We start from the raw sequence: 16,118 nt of genomic DNA on the forward strand, positions 1-16,118 counted from the left end.
TTGCCGCATCGCCGGCCCGCGCGTGCCCTTCCCGTCAGCGTACCGCAGGCACGAGGCGTCCGACGCGGGCCGACCTGCCTTATGATCGCCCGCATGCGCACATTGAGAATTCTCTTCATCGCCCTGCTCGTCGTCACGAGCGGCCCCGTCTTCGCCCAGAGCGACGACGACTCCACGGCGGCGCCCGCGCCTGCCGCCGTCGCCACGCCGGCCCAGCAGCTGGACGACCTTCGCGGGCAACTCGACCAGGTCGAGAAGGCCATGAAGGACGACCAGATCACGGATGGCAAGATCGACGACCTCCGCGGCAAGGCCACGGATATCGTCTCCAGCGCGCAGGCCGTCTCCGGCACGCTGCGCTCCGGCCGCGATGCCGCCAAGGCGCGCCTCGACCAGCTCGGCCCCGCGCCAGCGGCCGGCACGAAAGAAGCGCCCGAACTGGCCGCCTCACGCAAGGACGCGACCAAGGCGTTCAACGCGGTGGACGCCCAGGTCAAGCAGGCCGACGGCATCGCACTGGAAGCCCAGCAGACCTCGGGCCAGCTGGCCGATCTGCGTCGCATCCGCTTCCAGCAGACCATCTCGCAGCGGACCAACTCGCCGCTGTCCCGCGCATTCTGGTCCGATCCGGCGCAGGCCTTCCCGCGCGACTCGTCCAACCTGCGGGATTTCGGTAACCAGGTGAAGACCGACCTGGTAGCGAGCTGGACGCAAGGCAACCGCACCGCGCTGGTCGCGTGCGTCTTGTTCGGCCTGCTGCTGATGACGGCCGTGCGCTTCTACATCGAACACCGGGTGCGGCACCTCACCGCCAACCGCATGCCGCCCGGCCGCCTGCGGCGTTCGGCACTGATCCTCGGCATCGCGCTGACCTCCACCCTGACCACCGGCCTGGGCACGCAGTTGCTCTACCTGGGCATCAACTGGAACGATACGCTCAGCCACGACACCGACGAAATGGCACGGCACGTCGTCGGCCTGGTGTTCTTCAGCGCCTTCGTCGCCGGTCTCGGTCGCGCCCTGATCTCCGCGAAGCGACCCTCCTGGCGGTTGCCCGCACTGGCCGACGAGACGGCCATGCAACTGCGGCGTTTCCCCATGGCGTTCTCCCTCGCCATCGTGCTGTTCCGCTTCCTCGAAGACCTGAACCGCACGATCGGCACCAGTCTTGCCGCGACGGTGATGACCAGCAGCGTGCAGGCGGTGGTGCTGACCGTGCTGGCGGCGCTCGTGCTGATCCGGCTCGGACGCACCCACCGCACCGAAGGCGAGGACGAGGCGCCTCCGTCGCGCCCGGTCTGGACCAGCGTGCTGATCGCCGCCGCGTGGATCGCCATCGTGGCCGCATGGGTCGGCCTGCTGCTGGGTTATGTGTCGTTCGCGGCCTTCATGGCCGGGCGCGTGGTCTGGATCACCATCGTGATCGCGGCCACCTACCTCGCGATGCGCCTGGTCGACGACCTCTTCGAAACGCTGCTTTCGGAAAAGGGCCCGATGAGCGCCCGCGCCCAGGCCGTGTTCGGCACGCATCCCCGGTTGCTGGACCAGGCGGGCGTGCTGCTGTCCGGTGTCGTGCGCCTGGGCCTGTTCCTGCTCGGACTGTCCGCCGCGGCGGCCGGTGCCGGCGGCAGCGTGCCCGATCTGCTCGAACTGGGCGGCAAGCTGCAATCGCTGAAGATCTACAACGTCGAGCTGAAGCCCGACCAGATCCTCACGGCGATCGGCCTGTTCTTCGTCGGACTGCTGGCGGTACGCACGGCGAAGAACTGGCTCGCCGACCAGTACCTGCCGCGAACCAACCTCGATCCGGGCATGCGCAGTTCGCTGACCACCCTGTTGGGGTATGTCGGCGTCGTCGTCGTCGTGGCGATCGCCCTGCTGGCGATGGGCCTGTCGGTACAGAACGTGGCCTGGGTCGCCTCGGCACTTTCCGTCGGCATCGGCTTCGGCCTCCAGGCCATCGTGCAGAACTTCATCTGCGGCCTGATCCTGCTGGCGGAGCGACCGGTCAAGGTAGGCGACTGGGTGGTGCTCGACGACGCGGAAGGCGACATCCGGCGCATCAATGTCCGCGCCACCGAGATCCAGGTAGGCGACCGGTCGACCATCATCGTGCCCAACTCGTCGTTCATCACCAAGCCGGTGCGGAACATGACGATGGCCAACCCGCAGGGACGCGTGCAGATCAAGATGCCGATGCCGCTGGACAGCGATCCGGTGGACGTGCGCAGCCACATGCTGGAAGCCATGGGCGCACACAACGCCGTGCAGGAGAGCCCTGCCCCGTCGGTCACCCTGGACGGCATCGATCGCACGGCGATGATGTTCGTCGCCACCTGCTACGTGGGCAGCCCGCGCGACGTGGGCAACGTCAAGAGCGACCTGCTGTTCGACATCATCGCGCGCCTGCGCGGCGCGGATATCCCGCTGCTGCGTCCGCAGGACCTGGTGCTGCGCTCCGGCGGTGCCATGCCTGAGATGCCCGGGCCGCCAGGCCCGACCGCCGCCGGTGCGCCGAAGGCATCGACGGACGATCCGGCAGGCTGAAGGGTTACTTCACGGGCGTGAGCCGCAGGTCCTGGAAGTCGAAGCTGAAGTCCGTCAGCGGCGATACCGGTTCCATGCGGATCTCGCGTACCTTGCCGTCGGGGTCCAGCGCGAAGTTGACGAACGCGTCGCCGTTGAGCGAGCGATCGTCCCAGTGGGCAATGAACGTATCGTGCTGCCACGACTCCAGCGTGCCGGTGAGCTGCGCCGTCTTGGTGAACGTCATGACCAGCTTGCCGCCCTGGCGGGTTACCTTGACGTCGCCGTACCACGGGTCGCGATACGTGCCGACGTAGCCGTCCAGTGGGAGCGACGGCTTGGTGCCTTTCATGCGCGCCGCTTCGTGCGTCTTCATACTGTCGTCGGCGTTGCCCTCGGATTTCTTCACGCCGGCCGCGTAGGCGGCGATCCAATCCGTCTTCGGTGCGTCGGTGAAGGCATCGAGGGCGCGCATGGTGACCGCCTGGAACGCGGCACCGCTTTCCTGGTTGGTCAGCACCACGATGCCCAGCTTGAGGTCGGGCACCATGGTCACGCGCGACACCATGCCCGGCCAACCGCCGGTGTGCCAGACCAGCTTGTGGCCGCGGTAGTCGGAGACGAACCAGCCTTCGCCGTAGCCCGAGAAATTCGGCCTGGCCGCCTTCAGTTCGGGCACGCTGGGTTCAGGGATGCGGATGGGCGTGATCAGCGACCACATCTCGGCCTGGCGCTTCTCGCTGAACAGGCGTTGCGACTTGCCGGCGGCGTCGATGTAGGTACCGCCGGCCAGCTGCATGGTCAACCACTTCGACAGGTCGTGCACGCTGGAATAGATGCCGCCGGCGGACGGATTGTTGCTCCACGACATCGGCCCGACCGGCTTCAGGTCCTTGAAGTCGAACTTGGCATGGCCCGTGGCGATATCGTCGTTCGGCCCGATCGTGGTCGGTGCGTGCGTCTGCGACTCGGTCATGCCCAACGGCACGAAGATGCGGTCGCGTACGAAGTCGGCCCACGGCTTGCCGGTGACTTCCTCCACCACCAGGCCGGCCACGGCGAAGAGGATGTTGTCGTACGCGTACTCGGCGCGGAAGCTGTTGGTCAGCGGCACGTAGCGGAGGCGCTGCACCACTTCGCGGGTGGTGTACGAGGTGGCTGGCCAGTAAAGGAGGTCGCCCGCGCCCAGGCTCAGACCGCTACGATGCGCGAGCAGGTCGCGGATGCGCATCTCGCGGGTGACGAACGGATCGGACATCTGGAACCACGGCAGCCGGTCGACGACGCGATCGTTCATGTCCAGCTTGTTCTCGTCGGCGAGGATGGCCAGCGACGCGGCGGTGAAAGCCTTGGTGTTGGATGCGATGGCGAATTGCGTGTGTGCGTCCACCTTCTTCGGGTCACCCAGCTTGCGCACACCCGAGCCCATCTCCAGCACGATCCGGCCGTCCTTCACGATGGCCACCGCGATACCGGGCACGTCGAACTGCTTGCGCGTGGCATCCACGTAGGCGTCGAAGTCGGCCAGGGCGGGTGGACGGGCCGGTGCCGCGGTCGTGGCCGCGGCTGGCGCCGAAGCCGCATCCTGCGCCGGCGCGGCCAGCGCGCAGGCGAGGCTCGCGCCACCGACGGCGAGGATATGACGAACACGAAGACGCGACATGCAACACCCCTGCGACAAAAACGATGGCGGGACTATTCCACGCATCGTCGTCCGGGGAAAGGGGCTCAGGACACCTTGCGCTGCTGGCTGAGCAGCACGCTGCCCAGGATGATCGCGCCGGCCAGCGCCATCGTCGGAGTCAGCGCCTCGCCCAGGAACATCCATGCCCAGGCGACGCCGAACAACGGCACCAGGTAGGTCGCGGTGGCCGCACGCGGTGCGCCGATGCGCTGGATCAGGCGGAAATAGAACGCATAGGCCAGCCCCGTGCAGAGCACGCCCAGCGCGATGACGGCCAGCCACGACTTCACGGGTATGGGTGCGTCCGGCCAGGTCAGCGCGGCTAGCGGCGCGGTCAGCACGGTGGCGCCGAGCAGGCACCCGGCGGCGACGGCGGTGGGAGCGATATCGGCAAGGTAGCGCTTGATGAGATTACCCGCCAGCCCGTAGCAGAAGGCGGCCGCGGCACCGGCCAGCGCGGCGGGCGCCACGTTGTCGCCGGCGGTCCGCCCGCTGGCCAGGATCAGCACGCCGGCGAAACCGGCCACCAGGGCGATCGCCTTGCGCGTGCCGATGCGCTCGCCGAAGCCGATGAACGCGACCAGCGCGGCGAACAGCACCGTCATGCTGTTGGCGATGGCACCGATGCCCGCGGGAGCACGCTCGGCACCCCAGGCGAACAGCGTGAACGGCACGGCGGCGCTGAGCGCACCGAGCGCCAGCATTTTCCACAGGTGCGAGAACCGCAAGGTCTTGCGCGCCCTCAGCAGCAGCGGCAGCAACACCAGCGAGCCGAACAGCAGCCGGGTCGCCACCATCGGAAACGGCCCGAAGTCTTTCGCCGCCACCCTCATGAACAGGAACGAGCCGCCCCAGATGGCGCCCAGCGCGACCAGTTCCACAGGGGTGCGCCAGTCGCGGTCCACGGCGGCGAGGCGGTTGTCGATCGGAGCATCGCTGGCGGCGGACATAGGTAACTCTCCCTTGGGTAACGCCTATTGTCGCCGGAACCGCACGGGCGACAAGCGCATTGCGTGCAAGTCAGCCTCGCATTCGTTTCATGTCGGCGGTGTTTATTCCGCGCCGACGAAACCGCCGGTCTGGTGCGCCCACAAACGCGCGTACAGCCCACCATGCGCGATCAGCTCCGCATGGGTGCCGGTTTCCACGATGGCGCCGTGATCCATGACCACCAGGCGATCCATCTTCGCGATGGTGGACAGGCGATGCGCGATGGCGATGACGGTCTTGCCGCGCATCAACGTTTCCAGGCTTTCCTGGATGGCGGCCTCGGCTTCGGAATCCAGCGCCGAGGTGGCTTCGTCCAGTACCAGGACGGGCGCGTCCTTGAGCAGCACCCGCGCGATGGCGATGCGCTGTCGCTGCCCGCCGGACAGTTTGACGCCACGCTCGCCCGCGTGGGCGTCGTAGCCGGTGCGGCCCTCGCCGTCGGACAGCAGCGGAATGAACTCGTCCGCGCGTGCCTGGCGCACCGCCTCGGCCATCTCGGCCTCGGTGGCATCGGGGCGCCCGTAGAGCAGGTTGTCGCGAATGGACCGATGCAGCAGCGAGGTGTCCTGTGTGACCACGCCGATCTTCGAACGCAGGGATTCCTGGGTCACCCCGGCCACGTCCTGTCCATCGATGAGGATCTGGCCGTCCTCCAGGTCATAAAGGCGCAGCAGCACGTTGACCATGGTGGACTTGCCCGCGCCGGACGGGCCGACCAGGCCGATCTTTTCACCGGCGCGCACCGTGAGGTCCAGGCCGCCGATGATGCCGCCGGCCTTGCCGTAGTGGAAGTGGATGTCCTTGAAGTGCACCTCGCCGCGGGTGACCTCCAGCGGCGCCGCGTCGGCGCGGTCCACGACCGTGCGCTCCTGTGCCAGCGTGGTGATGCCGTCCTGCACGGTACCGACATCCTCGAAGATGCCATTGACCACCCACATGATCCAGCCGGACATGTTGTTGATACGGATGACCAGGCCCACCGCGAGCGCCACCTGACCGGTGGACACGGTGCCGCGCGACCACAGCCACAGCGCCAGGATGCTGGTACCGGCGATCAGCAGGCCGTTGAGGGCGGTGATCGACGCGTCCATGGTAGTGACCATGCGGCTGGACGAGCGCACCTTGTCGGTCTGCTCGACGATGGCTTCCTTCGCATAGGCTTCCTCGCGGTTGGTGTGCGCGAACAGCTTGAGCGTCATCACGTTGCTGTAGCCGTCGACGATGCGCCCCATGAGCTTGGAGCGCGCCTCGGAAGCCTTCCACGAGCGCTCCTTCACGCGTGGCACGAAGAACACCAGCATGCCTACGTAGCAGGCGATCCAGCCCACCAGCGGCATCGCCAGCCAGATGTCCGCCCGCGCGAACAGGTAGATGGAGGTGCCCGCGTAGACGGTGACGTACCACAGCGCATCGACCACCTGCACGGCGGACTGCCGCAGCGACGGCGCGGTCTGCATGATGCGGTTGGCGATGCGCCCGGCGAAATCGTTCTGGAAGAACGAGAGGCTTTGCTTCAGCACGTAACGATGGTGCTGCCAGCGCATCATGCTGGTCATGCCGGGGTTCAGCGCCTGGTTGACCAGCAGGTCGTGCAGGCCGATGGACACGGGACGCAACACCACCACCACGAAGCCCATCCACCAGAGGGTGTTGGCATGGGTGGCGAAGAACGTGGCGGCGGGCGTCTTCTGCGCCATGTCCACCAGCCGGCCGAGGAAGTCGAACAGCGCAACTTCGATCAGCGCCACGGCCAGGCCCACGACCAGCGCGGCACCGAAGATCTTCCATACCTGGCGGAGGTAGAACGCGTAGAAACGTACGACGCCCTTCGGCGGGGTCTGGTCGGGGACCTCGCGGAAGATGTCGATCAGGGATTCGAACCAGCGAAATATCATGCGGTCATTGTAGACCGGGAACGGTTACGGGCGTGCCCGGAGGCCACGTGCGAGGGCACGGTCCATCGCGACCAGGCCCATGCCCAGCCCGAGGAACAGCGCACCCACAAGCGCACTGTTGAGCAGCACGGCCGCATAGCCCAGGTGCCGCACGTCCATGAACGGGTACGGGTATTCGTGCACCACGGCGCCCCGCGCAAGCGTCCAGGCGAGGAACACCGCGGGAAAACCCAGCCAGCGCAGCGCATCGCCCCAGTCCAGCGAACCGTGGGGCAACAGGGCGATCCACCAGACCAGGAACAGGAACGGCACTACGTAATGGAGGGCTCGGTCGGCGACGAGCTCCGGCCCCATCGGATGCCACAGCGACTGCAGCACGGCCGCATAGACCAGGCAGGTGACCGAGATCGACAGCGCCGCCAGTCCACGCACCCGCGGACCGCGCCAGAACCGCACGGGCGCCCAGCTGCCACCGGTGACCCACGCGGTGGCCACGAGGGCCACCAGCAGGTTGGACAGGATGGTGAAAAAGCTGAAAAAGCGCAGGGTCGCCTCGGGCCATGGCGCGGACCATAGCGACAGCCAGTACTGCAGCATCAGCGCCGGCCACGCCACCGCCGCGACGACCAGGGCGAACAGATGGGAGACCGCACCCACGCGTGGCGACATGGTCAACGTGGCCAGGTGTTGTTGCTGCGATCGCGGTCGGGCAGCGCGTGGTCCGGATCGATCACCGCGCGGACGATCGCTTTCGTCCCGGGCAGGGTCACGTCGAACGTGGTGTGCTGCTGCCAGGTTTCCACGGGGATGCGGATGTCACGCGTGCTCTTGTCGTCGAAGGTCACCCGCAGCGTGGCCGGCATGACCAGGCGGTCGAGGTTGGCCAGGGTGACCTTCGTGCCGGCGACCTTGGTCACCGCGAGGTCCAGCTCCCAGTTGTTGGCGTACCAGCCGCGCCAGAACCAGCCGAGGTCCTCGCCCGTCTCGCTTTCCATCAGGCGGAAGAAATCGGAGGGCGTGGGATGCCGGAACGCCCACGTGGCGATGTACTTGCGGAACGCGGGGTCGAACCGCTCCGGGCCGACGATCTGCTCGCGCAGCAGCACCAGGCCGAGCGCCGCCTTGAAGTACGTGGCCGGGTGGCGGTACTTCTCCTTGACCATGTCCGCGCCGATCAGCAGGTTGGGCGCATCGCGGTCGGCCAGCAACGGCAGGATCTCGTCCACCGGGTTGCCGCCCTTGGGGGCGTATTCGCCGTCCCGCTTGGGCGCAAACTCGCCGCCGTGGAACGCGTCAGCCTCGTACACATCGATGAAGGTGTTGAAACCTTCGTCCATCCAGGCGTTACGGCGTTCGTCGGTGCCCACGATCATCGGGAACCACGTATGGCCGATCTCGTGTGCCGTGACCATGTGCAGGTCCTTGGGCGAGGCCTTCATCGGATCGAACACGATGCCTGGATACTCCATGCCGCTGGCCGCGGAGCCGGCTTCGTTCACCGCCACCGGGTACGGATACGGGTACCAGCGTGCCGAGAAGTGTTCCACCGCGGCCTTCAGGTATTCCGTCGAGCGGCCCCAGGCGGTGTCGCCGACGCTCTCCACCGGATAGACCGACATCGCCAGCGCCTTGCCGCCCTCCGGCAGGTTGATGCGTGCGGCGTCCCAGACATAGCTGGTGGAGGCGCCGAAGGCGACGTCGCGCGTGTTCCGCATGCGGAACTTCCAGGTCAGGGTGCCGCTTTTCGCAGGCCGGCTGCCCGGGTCGGTCACCTCGGCCGGCGTGCGGATCATCACCGTCGTATCGCTGTCGCGCGCGCGGGCCAGGCGATCGCGCTGCGTGGCCGTGAGCACGTCGTCCGGATTGACCAGCTCGCCGGAGCCCGCGACGATCATGTTGGCGGGCACGGTAACGGCGTAGTTGAAATCACCGTATTCGAGGTAGAACTCGCTGTTGAGGTAGGGCGCGGTGTCCCAGCCACGCAGATCGTCATACACGCACATGCGCGGGTACCACTGCGCCATCTCGTAGATATTGCCGTTCTTCGACGGCGCGAAACCCGTACGACCGCCAAAATCGCCCGGCAAGTCGTAGGAATAATCGATCGTCAGCGTGATCTTGCCACCACGGGCCGGCAACGGCTGCGGCAGGCGTACCTGCATGCGCGTGTCGCTCACCACGTAGCTCGCCTTCACGGCCCGCCCGCCCTGCTCCACCGTCACCGTGGCGATGCGATACCCATCGGTATGCGACGTGGGCATCGCGCCGGCCGTGAAGTTGCCGCGAGCGTCCTGGGTGAACCGGTTTTCGTCCAGCTGCAGCCAGAGCACGTCGAGCGCGTCCGGACTGTTGTTGGTGTAGTGCACGGTGGCCTTGCCGACCAGCGTGTTGCGGACCGGGTCGAGCGTGGCGGCCAGGTCGTAGTCCGCACGGTTCTGCCAGAACAGCGGGCCCGGCATGCCGCTGCCGGAACGGTAGGCCGTGACCGGCTGCGGATAGGTGAACGGCGCGAACGCCTCCCGGGGATCGAACGTGCCGGCGGCAGCGCCGAGCGAGGCCGCCAGGGCGAAGCCGGCAAGCGAGAGACGGACTGGGTTTTTCATCGGGGGCACCCTGGGGACGACCGTTCAGCGTAACCGGCAAACCAAGCCTACCTCTACCGTGCCAGAAGTCAGGTCGACGCGCGTCGATCCTGCCCTCACATGACGTAATCTTCGCTCGGCATGCGCTATCACAGCGGTTTATCCACGAGGGAGGGCTACCCATGGGGTTGCTCGTCGAAGGCAGATGGACCACCGCGGGCTATGACACCGGCAAGAGCGGTGGACGCTTCGAGCGCGAGCCGACGCGTTTCCGCCACTGGATCACCCCCGATGGCGCGCCCGGCCCGACCGGCGAGGGTGGCTTCATGGCCGAGCCCGATCGCTACCACCTCTATATCGCCCGGGCCTGCCCCTGGGCCCACCGCACGACGATCTTCCGTGCACTGAAGGGCCTGGACACCCTGATCGGGCTGTCGGTGACCCACTGGCTGATGGGCGACGAGGGCTGGACGTTCGACCCTGCCGACGGGGTGATCCCGGACACCGTCAACCAGACCCGTCGCGTCTACGAGCTCTACCAGTTGTCCGACGCCGCCGTCTCGGGGCGGGCCACCGTCCCGGTCCTGTGGGACAAACGTCGGCGCTGCATCGTCAGCAACGAGTCCGCGGACATCATCCGCATGTTCAACACGGCGTTCGACGGAATCGGCGCCGCGCCGGGCGATTATTACCCGGAAGCGCTGCGCGGGCAGATCGACGGCTACAATGCGCGTATCTACGATACGGTGAACAATGGCGTGTACAAGGCGGGCTTCGCCGGTACCCAGGCGGCCTACGAAGAGGCCGTCCACCCGCTTTTCGACTCGCTGGACTGGCTGGAAAGCCACCTGAGCGACCGCCGCTACCTGTGCGGCGATACGTTGACCGAAGCCGACTGGCGGCTGTTCACCACCCTGCTCCGCTTCGATGCCGCCTACCACGGCCATTTCAAATGCAACCTGCGGCGCCTGGTCGACTACCCCGTGCTCTGGGCGTATACCCGCGCGCTGTACCAGGTACCCGGCATTCGCGACACGGTCGACTTCGCGCATATCAAAAAGCACTATTACCTGAGCCACCCCTGGCTGGACCCGACGGGCATCGTTCCCGCCGGACCGGATGCCGACTTCGACGCGCCCCACCCGGCGCCTTGATCCGGGCATGCCTTGCATCCTGACCAGACAGCCACATATTCCCCCCCGATAAACACACGAGGATCCCACGCATGAAAATCGGCTTGATCGGACTGGGCAAGATGGGCGGCAATATCGCCCGCCGCCTGATGAGGGACGGTCACCAGACCGTGGTGTACGACAACAACGCCGACGCGCGCACCACGCTGGCGAAGGATGGCGCCGAAGCCGTCGAGTCCCTCGAGGCGCTGGTGCAGGCCCTGCCCTCGCCCAAGGTGGTGTGGGTCATGCTGCCCTCCGGCGAGATCACCGAGACCACGATCGCCAAGATCAGCGACATGCTGGGCAAGGACGACATCGTCATCGACGGCGGTAACACGTTCTACAAGGACGACGCCCGCCGTGCCGAGGAACTGGCCGCCAAGGGCCAGCACTACGTGGACGTCGGCACCTCCGGCGGCGTGTGGGGCCTCGACCGCGGCTACTGCATGATGATCGGCGGCGACAAGCCCACGGTCGATTTCCTCGACCCGATCTTCAAGACCCTCGCCCCGGGCGCCGGCGACATCCCGCGCACGGAAGACCGCGACGGCCGCGACCCGCGCGTCGAGAACGGCTACATGCATGCCGGCCCGGCCGGTGCCGGTCATTTCGTCAAGATGATCCACAACGGTATCGAGTACGGCATGATGCAGGCCTTCGCGGAAGGCTTCGACATCCTGAAGAACCGCAACGGCACCCAGCTGCCGGAACGCGAGCGCTACCAGCTCGACATGGCCGACATCGCGGAAGTATGGCGTCGCGGCAGCGTGGTGTCCTCGTGGCTGCTCGACCTCACCGCCAGCGCCCTGGCCAAGGGTCCGGAGCTGGAAAACTACTCCGGTTACGTCGACGATTCCGGCGAAGGCCGCTGGACGATCAACGCCGCGATCGAGGAAGCCGTCCCCGCCGAGGTGCTCACCTCCGCGCTGTTCGCCCGCTTCCGCTCGCGCCAGGACCACACCTACGGCGAACGCCTGCTGTCGGCCATGCGCATGGGCTTCGGTGGCCACATCGAAGGCCGTGGCACCCCGCCCAAGGAAGGCGAGCATTCCTGAAAGGAACGCTTGCGACGGTGAAACAAAAGGCCCCGCAAGGGGCCTTTTGTTAGGAACGACACCTGCGGAACGACATGTAGGAGCCCACGATGTGGGCGAACCCTCGACCTGTCTATTGCGAATGAAGACGATCCTGCCTACGAGGGCCTCTGCCGGGGTGCGCTGGCTTCGTTCCGCGCCCGGAAACGCTTTTGCTTATCGCTGCACGGCATCCCCTCGCGTGATCTGCGTTTTGGGCTCGCGGACATCGTCCGCTCCTACGGGGTCGGGCCATGCCCCGCGGAAGGGGCGCCGTCGAGTTGGGCCAGGCGCTCACGCCAGCGCTCGGGGGTCTGCGGCTTGATGAAGAGCGCGACGATCGGCAATCGGGCCGCTTCGGTGCGCCGTTCGATCTCGCGAATACATTCCTCGATCTGCACCGTGGTCAACGCGTCATCGAACGCCGCCGACAGGGCCACCATTACATGATCCGGCCCGATCTGCACCGTCAGCACGCCGTTGACTTCTTCGATGCCCGGCACCTCGCCGGCGATCCGGCACACCTGTGCCAGCAGGCCCGGCTGCGCCGGTTCACCGATCAGCAGCTGCTTGCTCTCTCGGGCCAGTGCGAGGGCGGCCAGCGCCAGCACCACGGCGATCCCGACCGAAGCCCAGCCATCGAGGCGCGGATCGTTGAACCGGTGCGAGCAGTAGACGCCGATCGCCGCGATGCCCAGGCCCAATAGCGCTGCCGTATCCTCGAACAACACGGTGAACGTGGTCGGGTCCTTGCTGCGCCGGAACGCCTCGAAATAACCCAGGCTACCCTTCTTCCGCCGCACGCTCTTCAGCGACAGATACCACGACGCGCCCTCGAACAACGCACTCGTCGCCAGCACGATATAGGCGACCTTCGGATCCTCCAGCGGTGTCGGCGCCAGGATGTGGTTGACCCCTTCGTACAACGAAAAACCCGCGCCCAGCGACAGCACCAGCAGCGCGACGATGAAGCTCCAGAAGTACAGTTCACGGCCGAAGCCCAGCGGATGCAGGCGATCGGGCGGGCGCTGCGAGCGTTTCAGCCCGTAGAGCAGCAGCACCTCGTTGATACTGTCGACCAGCGAGTGCACGCCCTCCGACAGCATCGCGGCACTGCCGGTGAGCGCGGCTGCCACGAACTTGGCCGCGGCAATAGCGACATTGGCGGCAAGCGCCACATAAACGACGAGTCGGGAACCTTCAGCCATCCGCCATCGTCGCGGCTGCGGTGTGTTCCGGAGGTAAAACGAAAAGGGCCGCACCTCGCGGCGCGGCCCTCGATCGGTACCCTGTGCCGCTTACTTCGCGAACAGGTGCTCGACGCCCGCGCGCTCCTCGCGCAGTTCCTTCTCGGTCGCGTCGATGCGCGCCTGCGAGAACGCGTTGATCTGCAGACCTTGGACGATGGCGTACTTGCCATCCTTGACCGTGACCGGGTAACCGAAGATCACGCCCGGCTCGACGCCGTAGGAACCGTCGGACGGGATGGCCATCGAGACCCAGTCGCCCTCGGCGGTGCCGAGCGTCCAGTCACGCATGTGATCGATGGCGGCCGACGCGGCCGAGGCGGCGGACGAGGCGCCACGCGCCTTGATGATCGCCGCGCCGCGCTGCTGCACGGTCGGGATGAAGTCGCCCTCGTACCATGCCTGGTCGACCTGCTCCAGTGCGGCCTTGCCCTTCACCGTGGTGGCGTGCAGGTCCGGGTACTGGGTGGAGCTGTGGTTGCCCCAGATCGTGAGCTTGCGGATATCCGTCGAATGCGCGCCGGTCTTCTCGGCCAGCTGCGACAGCGCGCGATTGTGGTCGAGGCGGACCATCGCGGTGAAGCACTTCGGATCCAGATCCGGAGCGTTCTGCTGGGCGATCAGCGCATTGGTGTTGGCCGGGTTGCCGACCACCAGCACGCGCACGTCGCGCTTGGCATGGTCGTTCAGTGCCTTGCCCTGCGGGCCGAAGATGGCGCCGTTGGCCTCGAGCAGATCCTTGCGCTCCATGCCGGGGCCACGCGGACGCGCGCCGACCAGCAGCGCGTAGTCGACATCCTTGAAGGCAACGTTGAGGTCGTCGGTGGCGACCACGCCCGCGAGGGTCGGGAACGCGCAATCGTTGAGTTCCATGACCACACCCTGCAGCGTGGGCAGCGCCGGGGTGATCTCGAGCAGGTGCAGGATCACCGGCTGGTCGGGGCCCAGCATGTCGCCGGCGGCGATACGGAACAGGAGGGCATAGCCGATCTGGCCGGCTGCGCCGGTAACGGCAACGCGAACGGGTGCTTTCATCTTTCGACTCCTCAGGGATATCGCGTGGGACTTTCGATCAGTTGAGTTCGGCGAAGAACTCGACGATGCGGGCCATGCCCTTGTCGAGCGCTTCGTCCGGGCACGAATAGGAAATACGCAGGGCACGCGGCTCACCGAAGGCGGAGCCCGGCACGCAGGCCACGCCCTTGGCCTCCAGCAGCGCGGCGCAGAAATCGACGTCGGAGGTGATCGGCACACCGTTGTGCGTCTTGCCGAAGGCCACCGAGATGTCGGGGAACGCGTAGAACGCGCCCTGCGGGCGTGGGCAGACCACGCCGGGAATGGAGACCAGCGCGTCGTAGACGCGATCGCGCTTGGCGGCGAACTCGACGCACTTGGCGAGTGGCACGTCCTGCGGCCCCGACAACGCGGCCACCGCGGCGGCCGTGACCACTTCGGGAAGGCTGGTGATGTGATTGGAATTGAGCACGGTGACGGCGCGCGCCACGGCCACCGGGGCGGCAATGAAGCCGACGCGCCAGCCGGGCATGCCGTAGGTCTTCGACAGCGAGTCGACGAAGATGGTGCGGTCTTTCAATTCGGGACGCACGTGCACGAAGTTGTGGTAGCCCACGCCATCGAACACCATCGTGTTGTAGATGTCGTCGGTGATGATCCAGGTGTCCGGATACTTCGCGATCACCTCGGCCAGCGCGGCGATTTCATCGCGCGTATAGACCATGCCCGTGGGATTGGACGGGTTGTTGAACAGGAACACGCGCGGCTTGCGCGCCAGTGCCTCGTCCAGCTGCGCGGGCGTGAGCTTGTAGTGCTGCTCGGGCGGGCACGGCAGGATGTTGATCTTCGCGCCGACGATCTCGGCGATGTCGAGGTAGCTGGTCCAGTACGGCGCCGGGAAGGCGATCTCGTCGCCCTCGTCGAGCAGGGCTTCGGCCAGGTTGTAGAGGATCTGCTTCGCACCGACGCCGGTGGAGACGTTCTCGCGCGTGTAGCCGGTGAGCCCGAGCGCCTCGATGTGGCCCAGGAAGGCATCCACCAGCGCATCGGCGCCACGGTTGCTGCCGTACTGGCCGGAGTCCTTCGCCAGTGCCTCGCGGGCGGCGGCGTAGACATGCTCACCCGGGAGGAAATTAGGCACGCCGATCGAGAAACTGACGATATCGCGGCCTTCCGCCTTCAGGCGCTTGGCCTTTTCGGCGATGACCATGATCGCACTGGGTTTGGCGCGACCCATTCGCGTGGCAAGCTGCGGCATCGTTTCCTCGGCGGGGCTGGGGCAAAGGCCATCATTTTAACACGGCCCCCAAGGAAAACGCCGCCCGAAGGCGGCGTCTGAACCGAAGGCGTGGGGTGCTCAGCGCGCGTCGAGCACTTCGTTCCACTTGGCCACCTGGGCGGACTGCTTCTCCAGCAGCGCGTCGACGTCGCCCTCGACGATCACCTTCTCGATGGTGTCGTCACCGGCGATGGTGTTGACCACGGCCTGGTCTTCCGGACCCACCACTTCACCGAACACGCTGTGCTTGCCGTCCAGCCAGGGCGTGGCGCCATGGGTGATGAAGAACTGCGAACCGTTGGTGCCCGGGCCGGCGTTGGCCATGGACAGGACGCCCGGCTTGTCGTGCTTCAGGCTGGCATCGAACTCGTCGCCGAATTTGTAGCCGGGGCCGCCGCGACCCGAACCCTCGGGGCAGCCGCCCTGGATCATGAAATCGGGGATCACGCGGTGGAAGGTCTTGCCGTCGTAGTAGCCACGCTTGGCCAGGTTGACGAAGTTGGCCACCGTCATCGGGGTCTTGTCGTCGTGCAGGCGCAGGTGGATGTCGCCCTTGTTGGTCTTCATGGTGACGTTGATGGTCATCGCGATTCCTGTAACTCGTTGAAAAATAGGTCCATCCGCATCGCGCGTCCGGTCCTGGGGGCAGCAAA

Annotated in this window: 12 protein-coding genes; 3 read left to right on the plus strand and 9 right to left on the minus strand. The window is 66.5% G+C overall.

Going from position 1 to position 16,118, the window contains the following annotated elements; genetic code table 11:
- Positions 1-93 precede the first annotated feature (93 nt).
- Positions 94-2,547 (plus strand): DUF3772 domain-containing protein, encoded by a 2,454-nt coding sequence (locus tag AB8808_RS13250; protein ID WP_369930067.1) that lies wholly within the window; start codon positions 94-96, stop codon positions 2,545-2,547.
- A gap of 4 nt (positions 2,548-2,551) precedes the next feature.
- Here AB8808_RS13250 and AB8808_RS13255 read toward each other — a convergent pair whose 3' ends face one another.
- The 5 genes from AB8808_RS13255 to AB8808_RS13275 all read right to left on the minus strand — a co-directional run bounded on the left by AB8808_RS13255 (position 2,552) and on the right by AB8808_RS13275 (position 9,698).
- Positions 2,552-4,189, minus strand: coding sequence for a serine hydrolase (locus AB8808_RS13255; RefSeq protein WP_369930069.1), 1,638 nt, complete (start codon positions 4,187-4,189; stop codon positions 2,552-2,554).
- Positions 4,190-4,254: 65 nt separating this feature from the next.
- Positions 4,255-5,160, minus strand: a complete 906-nt coding sequence (locus AB8808_RS13260) for a DMT family transporter (protein WP_036140808.1) — start codon at positions 5,158-5,160, stop codon at positions 4,255-4,257.
- 102 nt (positions 5,161-5,262) lie between these two features.
- Entirely contained in the window at positions 5,263-7,095 is a 1,833-nt protein-coding gene (locus AB8808_RS13265) for an ABC transporter ATP-binding protein (protein ID WP_369930071.1), read from the minus strand.
- A gap of 24 nt (positions 7,096-7,119) precedes the next feature.
- Positions 7,120-7,764 (minus strand): Pr6Pr family membrane protein, encoded by a 645-nt coding sequence (locus AB8808_RS13270; RefSeq protein WP_369930073.1) that lies wholly within the window; start codon positions 7,762-7,764, stop codon positions 7,120-7,122.
- Positions 7,765-7,766: 2 nt separating this feature from the next.
- Positions 7,767-9,698 (minus strand): M1 family metallopeptidase, encoded by a 1,932-nt coding sequence (locus tag AB8808_RS13275; RefSeq protein WP_369930076.1) that lies wholly within the window; start codon positions 9,696-9,698, stop codon positions 7,767-7,769.
- 161 nt (positions 9,699-9,859) lie between these two features.
- Here AB8808_RS13275 and AB8808_RS13280 point away from each other — a divergent pair, with 161 nt between their 5' ends.
- Together AB8808_RS13280 and gnd are read left to right on the plus strand one after the other, a co-directional pair.
- A complete protein-coding gene (locus AB8808_RS13280; protein WP_369930078.1) occupies positions 9,860-10,831 on the plus strand; it encodes a glutathione S-transferase family protein in 972 nt (323 codons plus the stop codon).
- 71 nt (positions 10,832-10,902) lie between these two features.
- A complete protein-coding gene (gnd, locus tag AB8808_RS13285) occupies positions 10,903-11,907 on the plus strand; it encodes a phosphogluconate dehydrogenase (NAD(+)-dependent, decarboxylating) (RefSeq protein ID WP_369930080.1) in 1,005 nt (334 codons plus the stop codon).
- Between the two features lie 257 nt (positions 11,908-12,164).
- On the opposite strand, the gene AB8808_RS13290 is transcribed toward gnd, so the two are convergent.
- The 4 genes from AB8808_RS13290 to AB8808_RS13305 all read right to left on the minus strand — a co-directional run bounded on the left by AB8808_RS13290 (position 12,165) and on the right by AB8808_RS13305 (position 16,050).
- Positions 12,165-13,133, minus strand: coding sequence for a cation diffusion facilitator family transporter (locus tag AB8808_RS13290; protein ID WP_369930082.1), 969 nt, complete (start codon positions 13,131-13,133; stop codon positions 12,165-12,167).
- Positions 13,134-13,223: 90 nt separating this feature from the next.
- Positions 13,224-14,207: a malate dehydrogenase gene (locus AB8808_RS13295; RefSeq protein ID WP_369930084.1), complete on the minus strand. Its 984-nt coding sequence runs from the start codon at positions 14,205-14,207 to the stop codon at positions 13,224-13,226.
- A 37-nt stretch (positions 14,208-14,244) separates the two neighbouring features.
- Positions 14,245-15,444 (minus strand): aminotransferase class I/II-fold pyridoxal phosphate-dependent enzyme, encoded by a 1,200-nt coding sequence (locus tag AB8808_RS13300; protein WP_369930087.1) that lies wholly within the window; start codon positions 15,442-15,444, stop codon positions 14,245-14,247.
- A 99-nt stretch (positions 15,445-15,543) separates the two neighbouring features.
- Entirely contained in the window at positions 15,544-16,050 is a 507-nt protein-coding gene (locus AB8808_RS13305) for a peptidylprolyl isomerase (RefSeq protein WP_285401399.1), read from the minus strand.
- Positions 16,051-16,118 lie beyond the last annotated feature (68 nt).

It is taken from the genome of Xanthomonas sp. NCPPB 2632 (assembly GCF_041228075.2).
In the GTDB taxonomy this organism is placed as follows: Bacteria; Pseudomonadota; Gammaproteobacteria; order Xanthomonadales; family Rhodanobacteraceae; genus Luteibacter.